The sequence below is a fragment of the Pseudomonas sp. 300 genome, from assembly GCF_055803035.1.
In genome coordinates this window covers 1697205-1720685 of record NZ_JAVLRV010000002.1, presented here as the reverse complement: position 1 = coordinate 1720685, position 23481 = coordinate 1697205, and the positions used below count along the sequence as shown (strand labels likewise).

Genomic DNA, 23481 nt, shown 5'->3' with positions numbered 1-23481 from the left:
GCGTAACAACACTCATAAGAGAACGACCATGAAGAACTTCGTTATCCCAGCAGTACTCGCAGGCCTGATGGCCTCCAGCGTCAGTTTCGCCGCCGAATTGCCGGCCAGCATCAAGGAAAAAGGCGAGATCGTCGTCGCGATCATGCCGAACTACCCGCCGATGGATTTCAAGGACCCGGCCACCAATACCCTCACCGGTGTGGACGTTGATCTGGGCAATGCCCTGGCCGAACGTCTGGGCGTGAAGATCAAATGGCAGGAAACCGGCTTCGAGCAAATGATCAACGCCCTGACCACCGATCGCGTCGACATGGTGCTGTCGGGCATGACCGACACCAAAGAGCGTCAGGCCAGCGTGACCTTCGTCGACTATTTCACCAGCGGTCCGCAGTTCTACACCCTGCAGAAGAACAAGGACTTCAACGAAATCACCGACCTGTGCGGCAAGAAAGTCGGCACCAGCCGCCGCACCACGTTCCCGGCGGAAATCGCTGAATACAGCAAGGCCCACTGTGAAGCCGCCGGCAAACCGGCCATCGTGGTGATCGGCACCGAAGGCTCGGCGGATGCCCGCGCGCAACTGCGTCAGAGCCGTATCGATGCGGCGATGCAAGGCAGCGAGACGTTGTCGTACCTGAAGACTCAGGAAAAGGACATGTACAAAACCGTCGGCCAGCCGATTTCCGTGCAGTTCTCCGGCATGGGCCTGAGCAAGAAAAAGCCTGAGCTGAGCGAAGCGGTGAAGGTGGCGTTGCAGAGCATGATCGATGACGGCACCTATCAGACCATCCTGAAAAAATGGGACCTGGAGTTGGGCGCGATCAAGACAGCGACCATCAACGCCGGCAAGTAATCAGGCAGACGATCCGCATCCATTATGGATCTGGGTCGATCACGATTATTTGGCCAACCGATAAGCCTGTGGGAGCAGCGGTGCGACGATTCGACTTGCCCGCGATGACGGCGGCACATTCAACAGGGATGTCGCCTGCCATGCCGCTATCGCGGGCAAGCCCGCTCCCACAGGGTCTTGTGTCTGATGCATAAATAGTTGGAGCACCACGATGTCCTCCTCACCCCAACCCACCTGGCCCGACCAGCACAAGGCCTGCCTCGCCCTGGCCTTCGACCTCGACGGCCCCACCGGCGATGCGATGCTCAACGGCTCGATCTGGCATAAGCCCGAGTACTTCGGCTTCGGTGGTTACGGCCCTTACCGGGCACTGCCGCGGATTCTCGATCTGCTCGATGAATTCCGGATACCGACCACCTTCTTCGTCCCGGCCTGGGTCGTGGAGAACTGGCCGAAACAGTGCCAGGCGATCGTCGAGCGCGGGCATGAGGTGGCGTATCACGGCTACAAACACGAATCCTTTTACGCCCTGACGCTGGAACAGCAAAAGGACGTGATGAAGAAATCCCGCGAGGTGTTCTGGAAACACCTGAACATCCGCGCCGAAGGTTTCCGCACGCCGTCCGGCGACTGGCGCGCCGAAACCCCGGCGATGCTGGTGGAAGCCGGCGTCACCTATTCCAGCAGCATGCGCGGCGATGACCGGCCCTATCTGGTCAACGTCCCAGGCTTCGAAACGCCACTGGTGGAAATCCCTGGTCGTTGGGAAATGGACGACTACGCCTCCCTTGCCTACACCCGAGCGCCCGACTTTCCTTCGGGGCTGGACCGCACCGCCAGCTACGAGCTGACCCTGGACAACTGGTGCCGCGAGTACGACGGCGCCATGAATGAAGGGTTGTGCCTGACCACCCTGTTTCACCCCAAGATCATCGGCAAACCGGGGCGCATCCTGTTGCTGGAAAAACTCTTCGAACACATGCGTCAGCGCGACGACGTGTGGTTCGCCACCTGTCGCGACGTCGCCCAGTGGTGGCTGAAGGAGCATCACCATGGCTGATTCCAACGTCTGGCCTGACGGCTATCGCTGCGCGGTGGTGTTGACCGTCGATTACAACGACATTCACGGGATTCTCACCCAGGCGCCGGAAGTCGCCGGGCGCGACAAGACGCTGTCAGTCTGGCGTTACGGCACACAACGGGGTGTCGACCGCTTGCTGGGTCTGTTCGGAGAACTGGGTGTACGCAGCAGTTGGTTTGTCCCCGGCATCGTTGCCGAGGAAAACCCGGAACACATCCGGGCGATTCAGGCGGGCGGGCATGAGATTGCCTGCGCCGGGTATCGCCACCAGAACTACGACACCCTCGATCTGCAGCAGCAAAACGCCGAGATCTACCGTGGCTGCAAAGCGCTGGAAGCGCTGACCGGTCAACGCCCTACCGGGTTTCGCATTCCCGCCGGCAACGGTGCGCCGGGTTTCATCGAGGCATTACGGGATCAAGGCATTCGCTGGTCTTCCTCGTGGCGTGGCGACGATTTGCCGTTCGCTCACCCCACGGCGCCCGGCGTGATCGAGCTGCCATTGCATTACGAACTGGAAGACGAACCCTACTTCGCCTTCAACCTGAGCCCGGCGGTGCCGCCGGCGCAATCGCGGATCGCCTCTTACAGCCACACGCTGGGCAACCTGCAAATGGACTTCGCCGGGTTTCACCGCTTCGGGCTGTGTTACGTGCTGCGTTTGCACCCGGAAATCATTGCCACACCGGGACGGATTGGCGTGTTGCGCGAATTGCTCCAGGGCATCCAGCAACACAACGACGTGTGGATCGCCACCGGAGCCGAAGTCGCTCAATGGTGGGCCGATACTGCGCAGCCTGTGACCGAGGATCACCCGGCGTCGGTGTACGAGCGGCATTATCGGGACTACCTCCTATGACCGAACGCTTGCAACGGCTGACGCAGTTTTGCGTCGACACACGATTTGAAGACTTGCCCCCGGCACTGGTGGCGCAAGCCACGCGGCACATCCTCGACACCTTTGGCGCGTCGCTGGCCGGGGCTGGCAGCGACGTGGCAAAGCAGGCGCGTCAGGTGTTCGAGGGTGAAGGCGGAACCACGCTGGTCTGGGGCACGGAGGTGCGGGTCGGCGCCGCTCAGGCCGCCATGCTCAACGGCGTCGCCGCCCATGCGCTGGAATTGGACGACACCGGTGGCTGCGATCATTCCGGCGCGGTGGTGCTGCCGGCGGTGATGGCTGCGGTGTCGATGTGCACAAGGCCTGTCAGCGGTCGCGAGTTGATCACCGCCGTGGTCATCGGCTACGACGTAGGCCGCCGCGTGCTCGAAGCCTGTGGTGGTTATTCGGCACACAACGGCGCCGGCTGGCACTCCACGGCGACCTGCGGGATATTCGGCGCGGCGGCCGCGAGTGGGCTCATTCTGGGGTTGAACGCCGAACAAATGGTGTCGGCACTCGGCATCGCCGGCAGTTTCAGCGGCGGCTTGTGGGCCTTCATCCACGACGGCTCGCAAAGCAAAAAACTGCACAGCGGTCGTGCGGCCGAGGGTGGACTGCTCGCGGCGCGGTTTGCCCAGCAAGGCATCAGCGGACCCGCGAAGTTGTTCGATGACGTCTGGGGCGGTTTTCTGCCAACCCTGGCCGGCGAAACGGCACAACCTGAGGCGCTGGATGCCGATCTGGGTGTCGTGTGGAAACTCGCCCGCTGTTCGATCAAGCCGTACGCCTCATGCCGAGGAACGCATTCGGCCATCGACGCGTTGGGGCTGTTGCTGGAACAGCTGCAGGTCAACATCGATCAGGTCGAGGACATTCAGGTGTCGCTGTGCGGTTTCCTGCAGGACATGTGCGGGGGGCAGGAGGTGAGCACGCTGGCGGCGGCGCAGATGAGCCTGCCGTACGCCCTTGCCGCCCGGTTGGTGCAGGGTCACTGCCGACTGGAAGCCTATGACGATGAACAGCGGTGCGATCCACGGATAGCTCAGTGGATGTCGCGCATTCGCCTTGAAGTAGACCCGCAACTGTCAGAGGATGGCGAGCCTGTTGTCAGCGTGCTGACCGTGGACGGTCGGCGGGCGAGTCTTTGTGTCGATCCACCTTTGGGGGCGCCGGGGAATCCGTTGAGTGACAAGGCGCTGGAGGAGAAGTCTTTCAGTCTGGCCGGGCGAGTGATGCCGAGGTCGCAGGCTGAGGAATTGATCGGGCAGTTGTGGCAGCTGGAAGCACTGGAATCGGTTCGGTCGCTGGATCGGTGGCTGGCTTGAGTTTTGTGTTGCCCGGTCCGGCCTCATCGCGAGCAGGCTCGCTCCCACAGGGGAACGCATTTCAAATGTTGGAGCGAGACCGGCTTGCCGGCGATAGCCGCGACACGGTACATCGACGAACACCATGAAATCTGAATAAGGACATTTGCCCCACCGTGGCCACTTACTCGCTTGTTATCCGCCGGTTGATGATCGTTTCGCTGACCATCGTCGTCAGCCGCGCCATCACCAGCCCGTTGCTCACATTGTTCCTGAGCAACAAACTGGGCCTCAACCAACAGGACGTTGGCTTGCTGCTGGGCATCGCGGTGTTCATCGCCACCTTGCTGGCGCTCTACGGCGGCTACATCATCGACCGCCTCGAAAAGCGCCGGCTGCTGATCCTCGCCATGCTCTCCAGCGCTATCGGCTTCGTGCTGCTGACCTTCGCCGAAAACCTCTACCTGACCACCCTGACCCTGGTGATCACCGAAACCGCTTCGGCGCTGTTCCTGATCGGCTCGAAGGCGATCCTCAGCGAAAACCTGCCCGTGGGCCAGCGCGCCAAGGCCTTTTCCCTGCGCTACACCCTGACCAACATCGGTTACGCCACGGGGCCGATGCTCGGCGTGGTGATCGCGGGTGTCTATCCGATTGCACCGTTCCTGATTGCCGGTGGCATTGCATTTTTCAGCATCTTCCTGATGAGCGGGATCCCGAAAGATTCGAGCCAGACACCGGCGATTGGCCAGCCGCAAAGCTTTCTGAAAACCCTGATCACGCTGAAAAACGACCGCACGCTGATCATGTTTACCTGCGGCTGTCTGCTCAGCACCGTGGTCCATGGCCGTTTCACCTTGTACCTGTCGCAATACCTGCTGGTAACCCACGATTCCAAACGCGCTCTGGAAACCATGGCCACCCTGCTTGCCTGCAACGCCATCAGCGTGATCCTGCTGCAGTACCAGATCGGTCGTTTCCTCAAGCGTGAACAACTGCGCTACTGGATCGCCGGTGGCACCAGCCTGTTCATCGTCGGCCTGATCGGCTTCAGCCTGGCGGATAGCCTGGTGTCGTGGTGCATCGCCATGTTCATCTTTACCCTCGGCGAAATGATCATTTACCCCGCCGAATTCCTGTTCGTCGACACACTGGCGCCTGAGGAATTGCGCGGCAGCTACTACGGCGCGCAGAACCTCGCGGCCCTCGGCGGTGCACTGAGCCCGGTGATTTGCGGTTTCCTGCTGATGCACACCCCGGCGCCGACGATGTTTTACGCCCTCAGCGCGCTGACCGCCATGGGCGGTTTCCTGTGTTTCATGAGCGGCCGCCGGGTGGCTTTACATCAAAATTAATGCACTGAAGCTGCATTAATATGAATTTGTCTCTGTCTGGAATGAGCGGCACACTGTGCCTCGTTCCTCCCCCAATAGTTGGAACAACTTCAAGGGCTTTCTGGGTATCCCAGCTAAGCCTTTTTTTTGCCTCGATTTTTACACCGGACCGTCTAACTCATGTTCGCTCGCTGGTTACCTTCTGCCATCAACACTCGACCGTCTGAATGGAGCCGCGCCGCCATCGGCATGGCCCTCGGTACGCTGTTCAGCGTCTGGCTCTGCTCCCAGGTTTTCGGCATCGAAGTGGCGCAGCACCTGATCGGTCCGCTGGGCGCCTCGGCGGTGCTTTTGTTTGCGGTGTCCTCCGGGGCGCTGGCGCAACCCTGGTCGATTCTCGGCGGCTACCTGAGTGCGGGGGTGATCGCATTGCTCGTCGCTCACGTGCTCGGGCGAACCCTTGGCAGCGCTTGCCTCGCCGCAGGCATGGCGCTGATGCTGATGTGCTGGCTGCGTTGCCTGCACCCGCCGGCCGGCGCATTGGCATTGTTATTGGTACTGGCCGACCCCGCGACCATCGCGCTGGACTGGAAAGCCCTCGGCCCGGTGATGCTCGGTGCCGCGACCATGCTGCTCAGCGCCCTCGTGTACAACAACCTGACGCGCATTCGCTACCCCAGACGTGCCAGTGAGCCGGTGGCGGTCGTGCCGGCCGATCATCCGCCAATCGACAGCCAGGCGATTACTGCCCAGGACCTGAAACACGCGCTGGCGGACATGGAGGCTTTCTTTGACGTCACGCCTGAAGACCTTGAGCAGTTGATTCAGGCCAGTGAGCTGCATGCCAAGCGCCGCAGTATTGGTGAAGTCCTGAGCCGTAGAACCTGACATCACACAAATGCTTGCAGAGGCGCTGCAAAAATGCAGACAGCACCTGCATTTATCCCGGTTGTACATCACAAATTTGCACTGTTACGATCCTGCATCGCTCGCGCGCGAGCTTCTCTATAAAGAACAATAAAAGCAGGGAGTTAGTGATGACTGCTCAGGTTTCATCGAAGGACGCTTCGTCCATGGATGCCACGCAAATCGAGGTGCTGGCCGAGGTCCGCAACCACATCGGTCACCTGACCCTCAACCGCCCCGCCGGTCTCAACGCGATCACCCTGGACATGGTCCGTCAACTGCAGCACCAACTCGACGTTTGGGCACAGGATTCTCAGGTGCATGCCGTGGTGCTGCGCGGTGCTGGCGAAAAAGCCTTCTGCGCCGGTGGCGACATCCGTTCGCTCTACAACAGTTTCAAAAGCGGTGGCTCGCTGTACGAAGATTTCTTCGTCGAGGAATACGCCCTCGACCTCGCTATCCATCATTACCGCAAACCCGTACTGGCCTTGATGGACGGTTTCGTCCTGGGCGGCGGCATGGGCCTGGTGCAAGGCGCCGACTTGCGGGTGGTCACCGAGAAAAGTCGTCTGGCAATGCCGGAAGTGGCCATCGGATACTTCCCGGATGTGGGCGGCAGTCACTTCCTGCCGCGCATCCCCGGTGAACTGGGGATCTATCTGGGCGTCAGCGGCGTGCAGATCCGTGCGGCAGATGCGCTCTATTGCGGCCTGGCCGACTGGTATCTGGACAGTGACAAGCTCAGCGTACTGGACGAACAACTCGATCAGCTCGAATGGCACGACACACCACTCAAGGACCTGCAAGGCTTGCTGGCCCAACTCGCCGTGCAGCAACTGCCCGATGCGCCATTGGAAGCGCTGCGCCCGGCCATCGATCACTTCTTCGCCCTGCCTGACGTGCCGAGTATTGTTGAGCAACTTCGCGAAGTCACGGTTGCCGACAGTCATGAATGGGCGACGACCACCGCCGACCTGCTGCAAAGCCGTTCACCGCTGGCCATGGGTGTGACTCTGGAAATGCTGCGGCGCGGTCGGAATCTGAGTCTGGAAGACTGCTTTGCCCTGGAACTGCATCTGGACCGTCAGTGGTTCGAGCGCGGCGACCTGATCGAAGGTGTGCGCGCATTGCTGATCGACAAAGACAAAGCCCCGCGCTGGAACCCGCCGACCTTGCAGGCGCTGGACGCCGAGCACGTCGCGAGTTTTTTCACAGGGTTTGACCGGAGCGGGAGCTGAGCCATGCACGATATCGAATTGAGCGAAGAGCAAGTCATGATCCGCGACATGGCCCGGGACTTTGCCCGCGGCGAAATCGCGCCCCACGCGCAAGCCTGGGAAAAGGCCGGCTGGATTGACGACGGTCTGGTGGCAAAGATGGGCGAACTGGGGCTGTTGGGCATGGTGGTGCCCGAGGAATGGGGCGGCACGTATGTCGATTACGTCGCCTACGCCCTGGCGGTGGAAGAGATTTCCGCCGGCGACGGCGCCACGGGCGCACTGATGAGCATCCACAATTCCGTGGGTTGCGGACCGGTTCTGAATTACGGCACTAAAGAACAGAAACAGACCTGGTTGCCGGATCTGGCCAGCGGCAAGGCCATCGGCTGCTTCTGCCTGACCGAACCGCAAGCCGGTTCCGAGGCGCACAACCTGCGCACCCGCGCCGAACTGCGCGACGGGCAGTGGGTGATCAACGGCGCCAAGCAATTCGTCAGCAACGGCAAACGGGCAAAATTGGCGATCGTGTTCGCAGTGACCGATCCGGAACTGGGCAAACGCGGTATTTCTGCGTTTCTGGTGCCAACCGATACCGCCGGCTTCATCGTTGATCGTACCGAACACAAGATGGGCATCCGCGCTTCCGATACCTGCGCGGTGACTCTGAGCAACTGCACCATTCCCGAAGCCAATCTGCTGGGTGAGCGCGGTAAAGGCCTGGCCATTGCGCTGTCCAACCTCGAAGGCGGACGCATCGGCATCGCCGCGCAGGCGCTGGGCATCGCCCGTGCCGCGTTCGAAGCCGCGCTGGCCTATTCCCGTGATCGCGTGCAGTTCGACAAGCCGATCATCGAGCACCAGAGCATCGCCAATATGCTGGCCGACATGCACACGCGCCTGAATGCTGCACGGTTGCTGATCCTGCATGCCGCACGGTTGCGCAGTGCGGGCAAGCCGTGTTTGTCGGAGGCTTCGCAGGCCAAGCTATTTGCGTCGGAAATGGCCGAAAAGGTCTGCTCGTCGGCGATGCAGATTCATGGCGGGTATGGGTATCTGGAGGATTACCCGGTGGAGCGTTATTACCGGGATGCGCGGATTACACAGATTTATGAAGGGTCGAGCGAGATACAGCGGATGGTCATTGCGCGGGAACTCAAGCACTACCTGGTTTGAACCCAAGACGCGTTTTTTGCTGAAGCCCGCTTCCGTATCAATTCTGGAAGCGGACGCTTCGCCCCGAGTTATTCGGGGACTTCCTGCTTATCGCGCCAACACACCCGTGATGGCCTCTTCCTCTTCCGCGGGAAGTTCATCAACTTTGAAAAGAACCGATATGACATCGTCATTTTCGTCAAAGATGATGGTGCGTTGTTTCACTAAAACAGCCTTCCCTTTGTTTCTCGACCAGTAAACGACATCGCCTACATTGGGTTCTCGGTGCAGAAAGATACCCTGCGGCGCATCCTGTATCGGGGTGCAGCAAGCAGCGTGTACGAAATGACAATTGGCCAGGGAAACCTCTGAATATCGGTGATTGTTTGGCCTTGGAAAGTTGGCTTCATCCTGAAGCCTCGGGTCGCGTCCAGGCACTTTCACGATAGTTGATGAGCGTGGAGGTCGAATACGGGCGAAGTAGTGGCCTTAACCCCTTCATATTATTCGGAATGTTTCTTCCGGTATAAATGCTCACCAAGGAGTGATCGACCAAACGCATCGCGAGCAAGCCCGCCCTCGCATTTGACCGCATTCCTCATGAAGGAACGCGATTGAATGTGTGGAGCGGGCTTGCTCGCGAAGGCGTCGGTGAAAACGCTACGTTACTTACCGACGAACTCCGCTTCACGCTTGGCAATAAACGCCGCCATCCCTTCCTTCTGATCCTGCGTCGCAAACGCCGCATGGAACACCCGACGCTCAAAGCGCACGCCTTCCGACAGGCTCACTTCAAATGCACGGTTGACGCTTTCCTTGACCATCATCGCAATCGGCAGCGACTTCTTGGCGATCAACGCGGCGACTTTCAGCGCTTCGTCCAGCAATTCGTCCGCCGGTACGATCCGCGCCACGATCCCGCAACGCTCCGCTTCCACCGCATCGATCAAACGCCCGCTGAGGCACATTTCCATCGCTTTGGCCTTACCCACCGCGCGGGTCAGGCGTTGGGTGCCACCCATGCCCGGCAACACGCCGAGGTTGATTTCCGGTTGGCCGAACCGGGCGTTGTCGCCGGCCAGGATGAAGTCGCACATCAGCGCCAGTTCACAGCCACCGCCCAAGGCAAAACCGTTGACCGCGGCGATGATCGGCTTGCGGCGGTTGGCCACGCGATCACTGTCGCTGAACAGGTCGTCGAGATAGATCTGCGGGTAGGTCAGCTCAGCCATTTCCTTGATGTCGGCACCAGCGGCGAAGGCTTTCTTCGAGCCGGTCAGTACGATGCAACCGATGTTGGAATCGGCTTCCAGGCCATCGAGGGCGTGGTTGAGTTCGCTGACGATCTGCGCGTTCAACGCGTTCAGCGCCTGCGGACGGTTCAGGGTGATCAGGCCGACACGGCCGTGGGTTTCCAGCAAAATCGTTTCGTAACTCACAAGGGTGCTCCTTCTTAAAGACTGCGCGAAATGACCATGCGTTGAATATCGCTGGTGCCTTCATAAATCTGGCAAACCCGCACGTCGCGGTAGATCCGCTCCAGCGGGAAGTCGTTCAGGTAACCGTAACCGCCGAGGGTTTGCAATGCGGCGGAGCAGACCTTTTCGGCCATTTCCGAGGCGAACAGTTTGGCCATGGATGCTTCGACCAGCGCCGGTTTACCACTGTCTCGCAGCGCCGCGGCGTAATGCACCATCTGCCGGGCGACGGCGATCTGGGTCGCCATGTCCGCGAGGCGAAACGCGACGGCCTGATGCTCGATGATCGGTTTGCCGAAGCTCTCGCGCTCACGGGCATAATCCCGGGCGGCTTCGAACGCAGCGCGGGCCATGCCGACCGATTGCGAAGCGATGCCGACGCGGCCGCCTTCGAGGTTGGCCAGGGCAATTCGATAGCCTTCACCCTCCTCGCCGAGTCGATTGGCGACCGGGACTTTGACGTCTTCGAACAAAATCTGGCAGGTGTCGGACGCATGCTGGCCAAGCTTGTCTTCGACGCGGGCGACTTTGTAGCCCGGTGAGTCGGTGGGCACGATCAGCGCGGTGATCCCGCGTTTGCCGGCGCTTGGGTCCGTCACCGCAAACACAATCACCACCCCGGCGTTCTGCCCGGAGGTGATGAATTGCTTGCAGCCGTTGAGCACGTAGTGATCGCCTTCCAGACGCGCACGGGTTTTCAGGCCACTGGCGTCGGAGCCGGCCTGCGGTTCGGTCAGGGCAAAGGCGCCGAGCATCGCACCGCTGGCCAGCGGTTTGAGAAAGCGTTCTTTCTGGTCGTCGTTGCCGTAGTTGAGGATCGGCACGCAACCCACGGAATTGTGCACGCTCATGATGGTCGAGCAGGCGCCGTCGCCGGCGGCGATTTCTTCCAGGGCCATGGCGTAGGCCAGGTAACCGGTGTCACAACCGCCCCACTGCTCCGGCACCAGCATGCCGAAGAAGCCCAGCTCGGCCATTTCGCCGATGGCTTCCTTGGGGAATCGGTGCTCACGGTCCCATTCGGCGGCGAACGGTTTCAGCCGTTCCTCGGCGAATTGCCGGGCCATGTCGCGGATCTGTTGTTGGTCGTCATTGGGAATCATGGTGAATCCTTTAAATCCGGGTACGACATAGAACTCTGTGGGAGCTAGCCTGCTGGCGATAGCGTCATGTCAGTTAATCTCTACTTTTATGACACACCGTCATCGCCAGCAGGCTGGCTCCCACAGGGGGGAAGTTGGCCTAGTACAGGCATTCCACGGCCATGGCCGTGGCTTCACCGCCGCCGATGCAGATCGCCGCAACGCCGCGTTTCAGGCCTTTCTGGCGCAGGGCCGAGAGCAAGGTCACGAGAATCCGCGCTCCGGACGCACCGATCGGGTGACCCAGTGCGCAAGCACCGCCGTGCACATTGAGTTTCTCGTGGGGGATTTCCAGGTGAGTCATCGCCGCCATGCCGACCACGGCGAAGGCTTCGTTGACTTCGACCAGATCGACGTCATTCAGCGACCAGCCGGTTTTTTTCATCAGCCGTTTGATCGCGCCGATCGGTGCCACCGGGAACAGGCCCGGCGTGTCGGCGAATGCCGCGTGCCCATGGATCACCGCCAGCGGTTTCAAGCCGCGTTTCTCAGCTTCGGAACGGCGCATCAGCACCAGTGCCGCCGCGCCGTCGGAAATCGAACTGGAGTTCGCCGCCGTAACGGTGCCGCCTTCACGGAACGCCGGTTTCAGCGAGGCAATCTTGTCCAGTCGGGCTTTCGGCGGCTGCTCGTCATTGCTGATCAGCACCTGCTCTTTGCCGACGGTCACGGTCAGCGGCACGATCTCGTCCTTGAAGCTGCCGTCCTTGATCGCTTGCTGCGCGCGGGTGGTCGAAGCGATGGCAAACGCGTCCTGCGCTTCGCGGCTGAAGCCGTTGGTTTCGGCGCAATCTTCAGCGAAAGTGCCCATCAGGCGGCCTTTATCGTAGGCGTCTTCCAGACCGTCGAGGAACATGGAATCAAGCACACGACCATGGCCCATGCGGTAACCGCTGCGGGCGCGGTCGAGCAGGTACGGCGCGTTGGACATGCTTTCCATACCGCCGGCGACGACAACATCGGCGCTGCCGGCGACCAGCATGTCGTGGGCCAGAATCGCCGCTTCCATACCGGACCCGCACATTTTGTTCAGGGTGGTGCAGCGGGTCGATTTATCCAGCCCGGCGCCCAGTGCAGCCTGACGGGCCGGGGCCTGGCCGAGGCCGGCGGGCAGCACGCAGCCGAACAGCACTTCTTCAACGGCGTCCGGCGCCACACCGGCGCGCTCAACGGCAGCGCGAATCGCGGCAGCGCCCAGTTGTGGCGCGGTCAGACTTTTCAGTTCGCCCTGGAAACCACCCATCGGGGTGCGGACGGCGCTGACGATAACAATCGGATCGTTGGAAAGGGTCATGACAAATCCTCCTTACTTGGCGGCCATGCGCAAGGCACCGTCGAGACGGATCACCTCGCCATTGAGCATGCTGTTTTCAATGATATGCCTGACCAGCGCGGCATACTCGCCCGGTTTGCCCAAACGTGGCGGAAACGGCACGCCAGCGGCAAGGGAATCGCGGACTTCCGGGGTCATGCCGGCCATCATCGGCGTCTCGAAAATGCCCGGAGCGATGGTCATCACACGGATGCCAAAACGCGCCAGCTCACGAGCCGCCGGCAAGGTCAGGCTGACGATCGCACCTTTGGACGCGGCATAAGCCGCCTGGCCAATCTGACCATCGTAAGCCGCAGCGGACGCGGTGTTGATGATCACCCCGCGCTCGCCATCGGCATCCGGCTCGGTTTCGGCAATCGCCGCCGACGCCAGACGCAGCATGTTGAAGCTGCCGATCAGGTTGACGTTGATTACCTGGCTGAAGCTGGCCAGTGCATGCGGACCGTTTTTGCCGAGGATCTTCTCGCCACGCACGATGCCGGCGCAGTTGACCAGACCGTTGAGGCCACCGAAGGCTTTGACCGTGGCCTGGACGGCTGCTTCAGCCGCCGCTTCGTTGCTGATGTCCGCGACCACGCTGTGCGCGCCGAGACGTTCAGCCTGGGCCGCAACGGCGTCGGCGTTCATGTCCACCAGCATCACTTTGGCGCCAGCCGCGATCAGCATTTCAGCGGTGGCCGCACCGAGCCCGGAGGCACCGCCGGTGACCAGAAAAACCTTGTTTTCGATCTGCATCATTGTTTCCTTGGGTTCAAGCTGAAACGTTCTTCGCTGCGGCCTCTTGAGCCTTGGCGATTTCCTGGTTGCGCAAGATAAAGCGCTGCAATTTGCCGCTTGGGGTTTTCGGCAACTCGCTGACAAATTCGATTTCACGCGGATAAGAGTGCGCGGCCAGACGCTTGCGCACGTGTTGGCGCAGTTCTTCGGCCAACTCCGGCGCCGCGCGGTATTGCGCGCTGAGCACGACGAACGCTTTGACCAGCTCGGTGCGTTCCGGATCGGGCTTACCGACCACCGCGGCTTCGACGACGGCCGGGTGCTCGATCAATGCACTTTCGACGTCGAATGGCCCGACGCGATAGCCGGAGGTGGTGATCACGTCGTCACTTCGCCCGACGAAGCTGATGCTGCCGTCCGGGTTCCACTCGACGGTGTCGCCGCTCAGGTAATAGTTGCCGACGAAGGCCTTGGTCGGTGCGCCTTCGTAACCGGCGAACCAGCACATCGGCGACTGAGTGCGGTCGACGGCGAGGATGCCGGGTTGGCCGACGCCCAGTTCCTTGTACTCGTCGTCCAGCACCACGATACGGTGGCCTGGCGAGGCAAAACCGGCGGCGCCCATGTGGATCGGGTGCTCGAGGCCGTGGTGGTTGCACAGGACCATGCCCAACTCGGTCTGGCCATAGTGGTCGTGAATGACTACGCCGAGGTTATCGGCGAACCAGCGGATCACTTCCGGGTTCAACGGCTCGCCGGCGCTGCTGACGATGCGCAGTTTGCCCTTGATCGATTTCGCGAACTCGTCGCCACCGGCAATCAGTAGACGGTAGGCGGTCGGTGAACCGGTGAGGTTGGTGATGCCGTACTTGTTGATCACCCGGCAGGTGCTTTCGAGGGTGAACGGGCCATCGTAAAAGGTAATCGGATGCCCCATCGCCATCGGTCCGGTGACGCCGAAATAAATGCCGTAGGCCCAGCCCGGGTCGGCGACGTTCCAGAACGCATCTTCAGGGCGCAGGTCCACGGCGTCACGGGTGTAACTCTGGAAGGCGACGATTGCCTTGAGCGGTACCGACAGCGCTTTCGACGGGCCAGTAGTGCCGGAGGTGAACATCAGCAGGAACGGGTCTTCGCCGGTCAGCAGCACCGGTTCGCAATCAGCGGAAAAATTGGCCAGTTCGGCCCAGAAACTGAAATCGCCACGGACAATGCCCTGGCCTTTGGCACCGCCGACGGTGACGGTGGTCGGGCAGTCGGCGACTTCAGCGAGTTTGGAGCGGTTGACCGCGTCGGTCACCACCACTTTGGCGCCGGAACTGCTCAGGCGATGTTCGATGGCTTTGGGGCCGAACGCGGTGAACAGCGGCTGATACACCGCGCCGATGCGCCAGGTGGCGAACACGGTGATCAACAATTCGATGTTGCGCGGCAACAGGCCGGCGACCTTGTCGCCTTTCTTCACGCCCTGCGCCAGGAGGAAGTTGGCGAAACGCGCGGCTTTGTCCTGCAAGTCGCTGAACGTGTACATCGCGCTGGCGCCGTCGCGGCCTTCCCAGAAGAGCGCGATACGACCTGGCAACGCATGCCGGTCGCAACACTCGACACAGGCATTGAGGGCCGTCAGATCGCCCGCAAGTGCGGTGTCGACGGTGTGCTGATAATTGAACTGTGACGTGGCAGACAAGTAATCGCGCATTGCCAGAATCCCTGTGTATTTTTATTAGGTTGGGGGAACCGTAACCAACAGGGAAATACTCGCTCTGCGCGGGGGGTGGGGCAATGGTCAAAGCTATCAAGTTGTCTGACTGGTTTGGCCAAGGTTTGAGGAATGCGGCGCCTGTGATGCCCTCATCGCGAGCAGGCTCGCTCCCACAGGGGAATGCGTTCCAAATGTGGGAGCGAGCCTGCTCGCGATGAGGCCAGCAGCATCACTACAAAATCCGGATCAGTCAGCCTCGTTCAGAATCAAACTCCGGTAATGCCCCGGATTCGACCCCGACCATTTGCGAAACGCCTTGTAGAACGAGCTCGCATCGGCAAACCCCAGCCGCGTGGCGATTTCGGCGAAGCTGATACTCGGCTCCGCCAGCCAGACGATGGCCAACTCCTTGCGCACGCTGTCCTTGAGGCCTTGATAAGTCTGCCCCTCTTCCGCCAGCCGCCGGCGCAAGGTTGATGCCGACATGCACAGTTGCTGTGCCAAGGGCTCGGTTTCCGGCCATTGCTCTGCGGGCAATTGCCGCAAATCCTGCTTGATCCGACTGGCCAGGCTTTCCGGGTCGCGATATTTCACCAGAATGTTTGCCGGCGCGTGGGCCAGGAACCGCTTGAGTTCTTCAGCACTACGCTTGATCGGCAGATCCAGGCACTCAGCCGAAAAAATCATCCGCGTGCGTGGTCGGTCAAAACGCAGGTTCTCGGAAAACATCACCTGGTAGTCGTCACAGAAATCCGGTTCCGGGCAGCGCAACTCGATGGCCAGAATCGGAATCCGCCGCCCCGCGAGCCAACAGGCAACGCCGTGAACGATCATCCAGTAAGTGAAATAAGTGAAGGCACGGCGCGGGTCCTGTTCGTCTTCCAGCAGGACGATTTCCGCGAGACTTTGCTGACGAACCAGTTGCGCAGGCAGGTGTTCTAGCATCAACGAAAGAAACCCCAGCCCCGACGTCAGGCCCGCGGCAAGGCTCTGCTGGACCATCGAGCTGCGACACAGAAACTCCAGGCTGCCGGATTTGAGTTTGCGCGGGTCCATGCCAAAAAACTCATCGTCGCGACGCCGGGCCAGTAAACGCCACAGCCTGGCGTAGGCGGTGGCCGGGACGCGGGCATCGGCAGACTCCAGCAGCGTCGGATCGATGCCAACCTTGTGCAACACCTCGTCGGTGGCGGCGCCCGGAGCGCAACTTTGCAACAGCGCTTCACGCACCAGTTGAATGGAGATGGTGTCTTTTTCCGACATTGAGCGAGGTGTGCCGTGTTGTTGTTTGAGTGGTGGGCATATTAGCGCAGCCCGCCAGAGCAAAGGAGATCCTGTGGGAGCGGGTGATGCTGAGGGTTGTTCAGCTTAGGTTCAGGTAAATGTCAATGATTGCTACTTGGGAATGAGTGTCATTATGTTACAAATTAGCACCCTATCTAATCCCGCGACGGTGCTGAATGCTTGTTCCTTTTTTGATCATGCTGCGCGAAGGCATCGAGGCCGCATTGATCGTTGGCATCATCGCCAGCTACCTCAAGCAAACCGGGCGCGGCCAGTGGATGCCTGCCGTGTGGATCGGCGTGTTTCTCGCTGCTGCGCTGGCGTTGCTGGTGGGCGGTGGCCTGGAATTGGTCAGCGCCGAATTCCCGCAAAAACAGCAAGAACTGTTTGAAGGTGTGGTCGGTCTGGTCGCGGTCGGCATCCTCAGTTCCATGGTGTTCTGGATGCGCAAGGTCGCGCAATCGATCAAACATTCGCTGCACGTCTCCCTCGATCAGGCGCTGACTGGCTCTAAACATCAGGTCACGGCACTGATCGCCATGGTGTTTTTCGCTGTCGCCCGGGAAGGCCTGGAAACGGTGTTCTTCCTGCTCGCGGTGTTCCAGCAAAGCGAAGGCCCGGCGGCTCCGATTGGCGCCCTGCTCGGCCTGATCCTCGCGATCATCGTCGGCTTCCTGATCTACACCGGCAGCATGCGCTTGAACCTTGGCGCGTTTTTCCGCTGGACCGGCCTGTTCATCCTGGTGGTGGCCGCCGGCATTCTCGCCAATTCGGTGCAGGCACTGCATGAAGCCGGGCTGTGGAATCACCTGCAGACCGTGTTGTTCGACTTCAGCGCCACGCTGCCGATGGATGGCCCGCTGGGTTCAGTACTGGCGGGGATGTTCGGCTACCAGGACGCGCCCACTGTCAGCACCCTCGGCGCTTATCTGATTTACCTGGTGGTGGCGCTGGTGCTGTTTTTTCTCCCCGCGCCTGCTCCCGCTAAACAAGCTTCTTCCGTTTCCAGTCAGTAAGGGCCTTCATGTCAACGCCTACTCCTCCCGTGGCCTCCCCTCCCCGCGCCTTGCGCTGGGCGGTGGCCGGTTCGGTGATCGTGATGATCGCCGCCGGTGGCCTGTTCTACTACGCGTCGAAAATGGCCGCAGCCAAGCGTCAGACCAACCACGACGAAGTGCTGGTAACCATTCACCCGCACAGCTGCGAGCCGAATGCGCTGACGGTTCCGGCCGGTCGCGCCAGTTTCCGCATCGTCAACCGCTCGGACCGCGCCGTTGAATGGGAAATCCTCGACGGCGTGCTGGTGGTCGAAGAGCGGGAAAACATCGCCCCCGGCCTGAGTCAGGTGATCAACGCCAACCTGTTGCCCGGCGACTACGCGATCACCTGCGGCCTGCTGAGCAACCCGCGCGGCACGCTGCATGTGACGTCTACCGCGGCGTCCGATGCCGCGGCCAAGGCCAAGCCGTCGATGGTCGCTTTCATCGGGCCGTTGTCGGAGTTTCGCGTTTACCTGAGCAGCCAGAGCACCGCACTGATCAAAGCCGTCACCGCGCTTGAGCAAGCCATCGAAGCCCGTGACCTGAGCCAGGCACAAGCCTTGTACGTCCCCGCGCGCAGCGCCTATCAACGCATTGCCCCGGCCGCACAGCGTCTCGCCGAACTGGACAACGCCATTAATGCCCAGGCCGATTACTTCGAGAAACGCGAGCAGGACCCAGGCTTCAGCGGTTTCCATCGCCTCGAATATGCGCTGTTCCAGCAACGCAACCTCGACGGACTGGCACCGCTGGCCCAGCGGCTGCTGACCGACGTCACCACGCTCAAGCAACAACTGCTCGCGCAATCGCTGCCGCCGGAACAACTGGTCGGCATCGTGGTGCGCAACCTCAACAACCTCGGTGATGTGCGCGCCAGCAGTGGTGAAGAAGAACGCTACAGTCATACCGACTTGAACGGTTTCGCCGGCAACCTCTTTGCTGCCCGCAAAGTCGTCGACTTGCTGCGTCCGCTGCTGACCAAATCCGCCGCCGAACGGCTGCCGGCCATTGACAGCGCCATCGCCAGCCTGGATGCCGAACTCAACGGCTTCAAGGTCAAGGACGGCTACGCGAGCTACGACAGGGTCAACGCCGAGCAGCGCAAACAGATCTCCGACAAGGCCAAGGCCCTGGCCGACGCACTCGACGGAATCGACCCCGCCCTTGGCCTTTCAGGCCTGTAAACAGAAGACGACTTTCAGATGAACGACTCAGAGCAATTCAACCTCCAGCGTCGCCGGGTATTGATGGGCATGGGCGCTGCCGGTGTGGCACTGGCCGGTTCGGCATTGAGCTGCCCGGCCATGGCCGCCAGCCCCGCGCAAGTCACCGAAGCGCCAAGCAGCGACAAGACCGAAGACCGCCACGCCTTCCACGGCCAGCACCAGAGCGGCATCGTCACCCCACGCCCGGCGTCGGGCATGCTGGTGTCGTTTGATGTGTTGGCCAGCGATCGCGAAGACCTCGAGCGACTGTTCCGCACCCTCAGTGAGCGCATCGCGTTCCTGATGAAGGGCGGCCCGGTGGCGCAGGTCGATCCGAAACTGCCGCCGTTGGATTCAGGGATTCTCGGCCCGCTGGTCACGCCGGACAACCTGACCATTACCGTATCGGTGGGTGAATCCTTGTTCGACGAACGCTTTGGCCTGGCCCACGCCAAACCGAAACGGCTGAGCCGCATGGTCGGTTTTCCCAACGATGCGCTGGAAGCCGATTGCTGCCACGGCGACCTGAGTGTGCAGTTCTGCGCCAACACCACCGACACCAATATCCACGCCCTGCGCGACATCGTGAAAAACCTGCCGGACTTGCTGTTGGTACGTTGGAAACAGGAAGGCAGCGTGCCGCCCCAAGCCCCGGTGAAACCCGGTATGCCGGCGCAGAGTGCGCGCAACTTTCTGGGCTTTCGCGACGGTTCGGCCAACCCCGACTCCAACGACGCCAAGGCCATGGATCGCATCGTCTGGGTCCAGCCCGGCAGCGACGAGCCGGCGTGGGCCGTCACTGGCAGTTATCAAGCGGTGCGGATCATCCGCAACTTCGTGGAGCGCTGGGACCGCACGCCGCTGCAGGAGCAGGAAAGCATTCTCGGCCGGGTCAAAAGCACCGGCGCCCCCCTGGGCGGCACCCATGAAACCGAAGTGCCGGACTATGCCAAAGACCCGGAAGGCAAGCTGACCAAGCTCGACGCCCACATCCGCCTGGCCAACCCGCGCACCGCCGCGAGCCAGGCCAACCTGATCCTGCGCCGGCCGTTCAACTACTCCAACGGCGTCAACAAAAACGGTCAGCTGGACATGGGATTGCTGTTCATCTGCTACCAGGCCGACCTGGAAAAAGGCTTCATCGCCGTGCAAACCCGCCTCAACGGCGAACCACTCGAGGAATACCTCAAGCCGGTCGGTGGAGGGTACTACTTCACCCTGCCAGGTATTACGGACGACCAGGACTTCATCGGTCGCTCACTGCTCAACGCGGCCCAAACAAAAGCCACCGCCTAACCAACCTCCCACCACGGAACCGTCTCATGAAAAAGTCGCCTCTCGCGTTACTGCTGACCCTCGGTTTGCTCAACTCCCCGCTTTCGGCTTTCGCGGCGACGGCGCCGTTGGAATTGGTGGGGCCGGTTTCGGACTACAAGATCTACGTCACCGAGCAGCTGGACGAGCTGGCCAGCCACACTCAGCAATTCACCGACGCGGTGAAAAAAGGCGACCTCGCCACCGCGCAGAAACTCTACGCGCCGACCCGGGTTTACTACGAATCAATCGAACCGATTGCCGAGTTGTTCAGTGACCTCGACGCGTCCATCGACTCCCGTGTGGACGACCACGAAAAAGGCGTGAAAGCCGAAGACTTCACCGGGTTCCACCGCATCGAGTACTCGTTGTTTTCCGAGAAGAGCACCGAGGGCCTGGGCGAGCTGGCCGATGGTTTGAACAAAGACGTCCAGGACCTGCAATCGCGCGTGGCCGGGCTGACCTTCCCGCCTGAAAAAGTGGTCGGTGGCGCGGCTTCGCTGCTCGAAGAAGTCGCCGCGACCAAGATCTCCGGTGAAGAGGATCGTTACAGCCACACCGACCTGTATGACTTCCAGGGCAACATCGACGGCGCGAAGAAAATCGTCGACCTGTTCCGTCCGCAGATCGAGAAACAAGACCCGGCGTTCATTGCCAAGGTCGACAAGAACTTTGCGACGGTGAACAAGACGCTGGCGAAATACAAAACCAGGGACGGTGGTTTCGAGACTTATGACAAGGTGAAAGAGAACGACCGTAAGGCGCTGGTCGGCCCGGTGAATACGTTGGCTGAGGATTTGTCGATGTTGCGTGGCAAGCTTGGGTTGAACTGAGTTTTGTAGCGTCTGAGCGGGCCTCATCGCGAGCAAGCCGGTAGGGGATCTGTGCCGACCACAAGTCCAATGTGGGAGCGAGCCCGCTCGCGATGGCTTTCTCACCGGCGACGCATTTTGCTGATGGATTGCACAGGCCGCGCTAACATCCCCCGCCAATAACAAAAGTTCACGGAAGACTCACCCATGTCCGCTTCAACCTTCGACCTGCGCCCGCTAATGGCCGCCAACATGGCCTGCACCATGGCGATGATGGCGTTCGTCTCTTTGATCGGGCCGATCGCCCGGGTATTGGGCCTGGCCACCTGGCAGGCCGGTGCGGCGGTGACGGTGTCGGGGGTGATCTGGATGGTGCTGGCGCGTCCCTGGGGTCAGGCCAGCGACCGTTTCGGGCGACGGCGCATTCTGTTGCTCGGCACCGCAGGCTTCACGCTCGCCTATTGGGCCTTGTGCCTGTTCATCGACACGTCTTTACGCTTCCTGCCTTCAGCAGCGCTGGCGTTTATCGGGCTCATGCTCGGACGCGGGCTGATCGGCGTGTTCTATGCGGCGATCCCGGTGGGCTGCAATGCGTTGATTGCCGACAACGTCGAACCGCAACACCGCGCCAAAGCCATGGCCGCGTTGGGCGCGGCCAACGCCTGCGGGCTAGTGATCGGTCCGGCGATCGCCGCCCTGTTGTCGCGCTACAGCCTGAGCCTGCCGTTCTACGCCATGGCGGTTTTGCCGTTGTTGGCATTCCTCGTGCTGCGTTACAAACTCAAGGGTCAGGAACTGCATCTGCGCCAGGCACCGCGCAAGGTTCATTTGAATGATCCACGGCTGCGCCGGCCCATGGCAGTCGCATTCGTAGCGATGCTCTGTGTGTCCATCGCGCAAATCACCGTTGGCTTTTTCGCCCTCGACCGACTCGGCATGAGCCCGGCCGACGCCGCGCAAACCGCCGGGATCGCCCTGACCATGGTCGGGTTCGCGTTGATCTGTTCGCAGTTGATGGTGCGTCGACTGGAATGGCCGCCGCTGCGGTTGATTCGGGTCGGCGCAATAGTGGCTGCCCTGGGCTTTTCCGGCACCATCATTGCCGGCACCGCGTGGGGCTTGTGGTTGTGCTTCTTTGTCTCGGCGGGTGGCATGGGCCTGATTTTCCCGTCCTTCGCCGCGCTTGCCGCCAATGCGGTCGAGGCCTCGGAGCAAGGCGCGACCGCCGGGTCCATCGGCGCCGCCCAAGGGTTTGGCGTAGTGATCGGGCCGTTGACTGCCACGCTGATCTACGGCATCGAGCCGCGCTTGCCGTATCTGGTGGCCGCAGCGTTGCTGCTGCTGGTGGCCCTCTGGCCAGGGCCCCGGCACGCTTTATAGAATGCGATAGAGCAAGCGTTCAATGCGCACGCGACTGACACGCTTGAGGAACTTGGCCACGCCCGCCGGATAATCCGGCAGGGTTTCCAGGTCCTGATACCGCTCGATGCGCGTGGTGTGCTGGAAGATCTCGGCCAGCTCACTGCGACGCGGCGCCAGCAACTCGCCTTTGGGGTCATCTATCAGCAGCGCGTTTTCCAGATCGAGACGGAACGCTCGCGGGTTTAGGTTGTTGCCGGTCAGCAAGGTGTAGCGCTGATCGATCCACATGCCTTTGAGGTGATAGGTGTTGTCGCCGTCCTTCCACAGGTGCAGGTTCAGCTGACCGCTGTCGACGCTGCGATGATGACGCTTGGCGAAACGGCGCAGGCTGATCTCATAGAGGTATGGCAATGCGGCGATCACTTTGAACGGCTCGCTCGGCGGGATGTAGAAATCGTTGGCGGTTTTGTCGCCGACCACAATGTCGATCTTCACACCCCGGGCCAACGCCCGGTTGATCTCCCGGGTCACCGCCAATGGCAGGTTGAAATACGGCGTGCAGATCGTCAGTTGATGCTGAGCACTGGCGATCAACTCGCAAATCACCCGGCTCAGCGGGTTGTTCTTGCCGACCCCGAGCAATGGGCTGACCGACAAACCGTCTTTCGCCGTGCTGCCCGTCGTAGTGTCGTATGTCGCGTGTTTCAGGCGGCTGCGCAGGTCGCCGATGTCATTGCGCAGGCTGCGGGTGGTCGGCAGGTTCGGCAAATCGAGGCGATGCACCGCTTTCGAGGCGACCAGGCCGTGCTGAACCAGGTGCTGCATCGAATCGGCCAGGGCGCCGTTCTGCAGCAGGTGATAACGGTCGTAGCGGCATTTGTCGAACTTGTGCAGATAAACGTTGTTCAGACTCGCGCCGCTGTAGATCACGCAGTCATCGATCACGAAGCCTTTCAAATGCAGCACGCCGAACAGCTCGCGGGTCTGCACCGGCACGCCGTACACCGGGACTACGCTTGCGTGGGTTCGGGTGGTTTCCTGATACCACGCCGAATTGCCCGGCTGCTTGCCGGCACCGATCAGGCCACGCTGGGCGCGCAGCCAGTCGACGACGACCACGACATCCAGTTCCGGACGCGCCAGTTTGGCGGCGTGCAAGGCATCGAGAATTTCCTGACCGGCTTCATCCTGTTGCAGGTACAGCGCGACGATATAGATGCGCCGGGTCGCTGTGGCGATTTTTTCCAGCAGGCAACGACGGAACTCGGCAGCGCCAGAGAGGATGGTGACGGCATCGGCGGTCAGCGGAAAACTGCGCAGTTTGGGCAGCAGAGAGCGTTTGAAAAGCGACGGCATAGGGCT

Annotated in this window: 20 protein-coding genes; 13 read left to right on the top strand and 7 right to left on the bottom strand. The window is 61.1% G+C overall.

Annotated features, from left to right (window positions below; genetic code table 11):
* Positions 1–28 precede the first annotated feature (28 nt).
* The 8 genes from Q7W83_RS14390 to Q7W83_RS14355 all read left to right on the top strand — a co-directional run bounded on the left by Q7W83_RS14390 (position 29) and on the right by Q7W83_RS14355 (position 8751).
* Complete coding sequence (locus Q7W83_RS14390) at positions 29–853, top strand: ABC transporter substrate-binding protein (RefSeq protein WP_150634340.1); 825 nt, start codon at positions 29–31, stop codon at positions 851–853.
* A gap of 211 nt (positions 854–1064) precedes the next feature.
* Entirely contained in the window at positions 1065–1913 is an 849-nt protein-coding gene (locus Q7W83_RS14385; RefSeq protein ID WP_473656239.1) for a polysaccharide deacetylase family protein, read from the top strand.
* The gene (locus tag Q7W83_RS14380; RefSeq protein WP_473656238.1) at positions 1906–2793 is read left to right on the top strand and encodes a polysaccharide deacetylase family protein; all 888 of its coding nucleotides are present in this window, start codon (positions 1906–1908) and stop codon (positions 2791–2793) included. Before Q7W83_RS14385 ends, Q7W83_RS14380 begins: the two co-directional genes overlap by 8 nt.
* The gene (locus Q7W83_RS14375) at positions 2790–4139 is read left to right on the top strand and encodes an MmgE/PrpD family protein (RefSeq protein WP_473656237.1); all 1350 of its coding nucleotides are present in this window, start codon (positions 2790–2792) and stop codon (positions 4137–4139) included. Before Q7W83_RS14380 ends, Q7W83_RS14375 begins: the two co-directional genes overlap by 4 nt.
* Positions 4140–4294: 155 nt before the next feature.
* Complete coding sequence (locus Q7W83_RS14370) at positions 4295–5473, top strand: MFS transporter (RefSeq protein WP_150653342.1); 1179 nt, start codon at positions 4295–4297, stop codon at positions 5471–5473.
* A gap of 159 nt (positions 5474–5632) precedes the next feature.
* Positions 5633–6340, top strand: a complete 708-nt coding sequence (locus tag Q7W83_RS14365) for an HPP family protein (RefSeq protein WP_150634335.1) — start codon at positions 5633–5635, stop codon at positions 6338–6340.
* A 149-nt stretch (positions 6341–6489) separates the two neighbouring features.
* Positions 6490–7596 carry an enoyl-CoA hydratase/isomerase family protein gene (locus Q7W83_RS14360; protein ID WP_473656236.1) on the top strand — a complete coding sequence of 369 codons (1107 nt, stop codon included), beginning with the start codon at positions 6490–6492 and terminating at the stop codon, positions 7594–7596.
* A gap of 3 nt (positions 7597–7599) precedes the next feature.
* A complete protein-coding gene (locus tag Q7W83_RS14355; RefSeq protein WP_473656235.1) occupies positions 7600–8751 on the top strand; it encodes an acyl-CoA dehydrogenase family protein in 1152 nt (383 codons plus the stop codon).
* 644 nt (positions 8752–9395) lie between these two features.
* Here Q7W83_RS14355 and Q7W83_RS14350 read toward each other — a convergent pair.
* From Q7W83_RS14350 to Q7W83_RS14325, 6 genes are all read right to left on the bottom strand, one after another.
* Positions 9396–10169 carry an enoyl-CoA hydratase gene (locus Q7W83_RS14350; protein ID WP_150634332.1) on the bottom strand — a complete coding sequence of 258 codons (774 nt, stop codon included), beginning with the start codon at positions 10167–10169 and terminating at the stop codon, positions 9396–9398.
* A gap of 14 nt (positions 10170–10183) precedes the next feature.
* The gene (locus Q7W83_RS14345) at positions 10184–11311 is read right to left on the bottom strand and encodes an acyl-CoA dehydrogenase (RefSeq protein WP_150634331.1); all 1128 of its coding nucleotides are present in this window, start codon (positions 11309–11311) and stop codon (positions 10184–10186) included.
* Between the two features lie 139 nt (positions 11312–11450).
* Complete coding sequence (locus Q7W83_RS14340) at positions 11451–12644, bottom strand: acetyl-CoA C-acyltransferase (RefSeq protein ID WP_150637098.1); 1194 nt, start codon at positions 12642–12644, stop codon at positions 11451–11453.
* 12 nt (positions 12645–12656) lie between these two features.
* Positions 12657–13418, bottom strand: a complete 762-nt coding sequence (locus Q7W83_RS14335; protein WP_150634329.1) for an SDR family NAD(P)-dependent oxidoreductase — start codon at positions 13416–13418, stop codon at positions 12657–12659.
* A gap of 16 nt (positions 13419–13434) precedes the next feature.
* Positions 13435–15099, bottom strand: a complete 1665-nt coding sequence (locus tag Q7W83_RS14330) for an AMP-binding protein (RefSeq protein ID WP_150634328.1) — start codon at positions 15097–15099, stop codon at positions 13435–13437.
* A gap of 249 nt (positions 15100–15348) precedes the next feature.
* Entirely contained in the window at positions 15349–16365 is a 1017-nt protein-coding gene (locus tag Q7W83_RS14325) for an AraC family transcriptional regulator (RefSeq protein WP_473656234.1), read from the bottom strand.
* 197 nt (positions 16366–16562) lie between these two features.
* Between Q7W83_RS14325 and efeU the strand changes: the two genes are divergently transcribed.
* The 5 genes from efeU to Q7W83_RS14300 all read left to right on the top strand — a co-directional run bounded on the left by efeU (position 16563) and on the right by Q7W83_RS14300 (position 22137).
* Positions 16563–17402 carry an iron uptake transporter permease EfeU gene (gene efeU, locus Q7W83_RS14320; RefSeq protein WP_473656233.1) on the top strand — a complete coding sequence of 280 codons (840 nt, stop codon included), beginning with the start codon at positions 16563–16565 and terminating at the stop codon, positions 17400–17402.
* 8 nt (positions 17403–17410) lie between these two features.
* The gene (efeO, locus tag Q7W83_RS14315) at positions 17411–18610 is read left to right on the top strand and encodes an iron uptake system protein EfeO (protein ID WP_473656232.1); all 1200 of its coding nucleotides are present in this window, start codon (positions 17411–17413) and stop codon (positions 18608–18610) included.
* A gap of 18 nt (positions 18611–18628) precedes the next feature.
* A complete protein-coding gene (gene efeB, locus Q7W83_RS14310) occupies positions 18629–19927 on the top strand; it encodes an iron uptake transporter deferrochelatase/peroxidase subunit (protein WP_473656231.1) in 1299 nt (432 codons plus the stop codon).
* Positions 19928–19953: 26 nt separating this feature from the next.
* Positions 19954–20778 carry an iron uptake system protein EfeO gene (efeO, locus tag Q7W83_RS14305; RefSeq protein WP_150653334.1) on the top strand — a complete coding sequence of 275 codons (825 nt, stop codon included), beginning with the start codon at positions 19954–19956 and terminating at the stop codon, positions 20776–20778.
* 186 nt (positions 20779–20964) lie between these two features.
* Positions 20965–22137: an MFS transporter gene (locus tag Q7W83_RS14300; protein ID WP_150653333.1), complete on the top strand. Its 1173-nt coding sequence runs from the start codon at positions 20965–20967 to the stop codon at positions 22135–22137.
* Here Q7W83_RS14300 and pssA read toward each other — a convergent pair.
* Positions 22132–23475 (bottom strand): CDP-diacylglycerol--serine O-phosphatidyltransferase, encoded by a 1344-nt coding sequence (gene pssA / locus Q7W83_RS14295; protein WP_473656230.1) that lies wholly within the window; start codon positions 23473–23475, stop codon positions 22132–22134. The two genes, Q7W83_RS14300 and pssA, sit on opposite strands and share 6 nt — an antisense overlap.
* Between the last annotated feature and the right edge of the window lie 6 nt (positions 23476–23481).

What these genes read in the sequence shown, in the direction of transcription:
- efeO (WP_473656232.1), top strand. Translation starts at nt 17,411, where the DNA reads ATGTCAACGCCTACTCCTCCCGTGGCCTCCCCTCCCCGCGCCTTGCGC.
- Q7W83_RS14375 (WP_473656237.1), top strand. Translation starts at nt 2,790, where the DNA reads ATGACCGAACGCTTGCAACGGCTGACGCAGTTTTGCGTCGACACACGA.
- efeO (WP_150653334.1), top strand. Translation starts at nt 19,954, where the DNA reads ATGAAAAAGTCGCCTCTCGCGTTACTGCTGACCCTCGGTTTGCTCAAC.
- Q7W83_RS14345 (WP_150634331.1), bottom strand. Translation starts at nt 11,311, where the DNA reads ATGATTCCCAATGACGACCAACAACAGATCCGCGACATGGCCCGGCAA.
- Q7W83_RS14330 (WP_150634328.1), bottom strand. Translation starts at nt 15,099, where the DNA reads ATGCGCGATTACTTGTCTGCCACGTCACAGTTCAATTATCAGCACACC.
- Q7W83_RS14385 (WP_473656239.1), top strand. Translation starts at nt 1,065, where the DNA reads ATGTCCTCCTCACCCCAACCCACCTGGCCCGACCAGCACAAGGCCTGC.
- Q7W83_RS14360 (WP_473656236.1), top strand. Translation starts at nt 6,490, where the DNA reads ATGACTGCTCAGGTTTCATCGAAGGACGCTTCGTCCATGGATGCCACG.
- Q7W83_RS14340 (WP_150637098.1), bottom strand. Translation starts at nt 12,644, where the DNA reads ATGACCCTTTCCAACGATCCGATTGTTATCGTCAGCGCCGTCCGCACC.
- Q7W83_RS14365 (WP_150634335.1), top strand. Translation starts at nt 5,633, where the DNA reads ATGTTCGCTCGCTGGTTACCTTCTGCCATCAACACTCGACCGTCTGAA.
- efeB (WP_473656231.1), top strand. Translation starts at nt 18,629, where the DNA reads ATGAACGACTCAGAGCAATTCAACCTCCAGCGTCGCCGGGTATTGATG.
- pssA (WP_473656230.1), bottom strand. Translation starts at nt 23,475, where the DNA reads ATGCCGTCGCTTTTCAAACGCTCTCTGCTGCCCAAACTGCGCAGTTTT.
- Q7W83_RS14300 (WP_150653333.1), top strand. Translation starts at nt 20,965, where the DNA reads ATGTCCGCTTCAACCTTCGACCTGCGCCCGCTAATGGCCGCCAACATG.
- efeU (WP_473656233.1), top strand. Translation starts at nt 16,563, where the DNA reads ATGCTTGTTCCTTTTTTGATCATGCTGCGCGAAGGCATCGAGGCCGCA.
- Q7W83_RS14355 (WP_473656235.1), top strand. Translation starts at nt 7,600, where the DNA reads ATGCACGATATCGAATTGAGCGAAGAGCAAGTCATGATCCGCGACATG.
- Q7W83_RS14380 (WP_473656238.1), top strand. Translation starts at nt 1,906, where the DNA reads ATGGCTGATTCCAACGTCTGGCCTGACGGCTATCGCTGCGCGGTGGTG.
- Q7W83_RS14335 (WP_150634329.1), bottom strand. Translation starts at nt 13,418, where the DNA reads ATGCAGATCGAAAACAAGGTTTTTCTGGTCACCGGCGGTGCCTCCGGG.
- Q7W83_RS14390 (WP_150634340.1), top strand. Translation starts at nt 29, where the DNA reads ATGAAGAACTTCGTTATCCCAGCAGTACTCGCAGGCCTGATGGCCTCC.
- Q7W83_RS14325 (WP_473656234.1), bottom strand. Translation starts at nt 16,365, where the DNA reads ATGTCGGAAAAAGACACCATCTCCATTCAACTGGTGCGTGAAGCGCTG.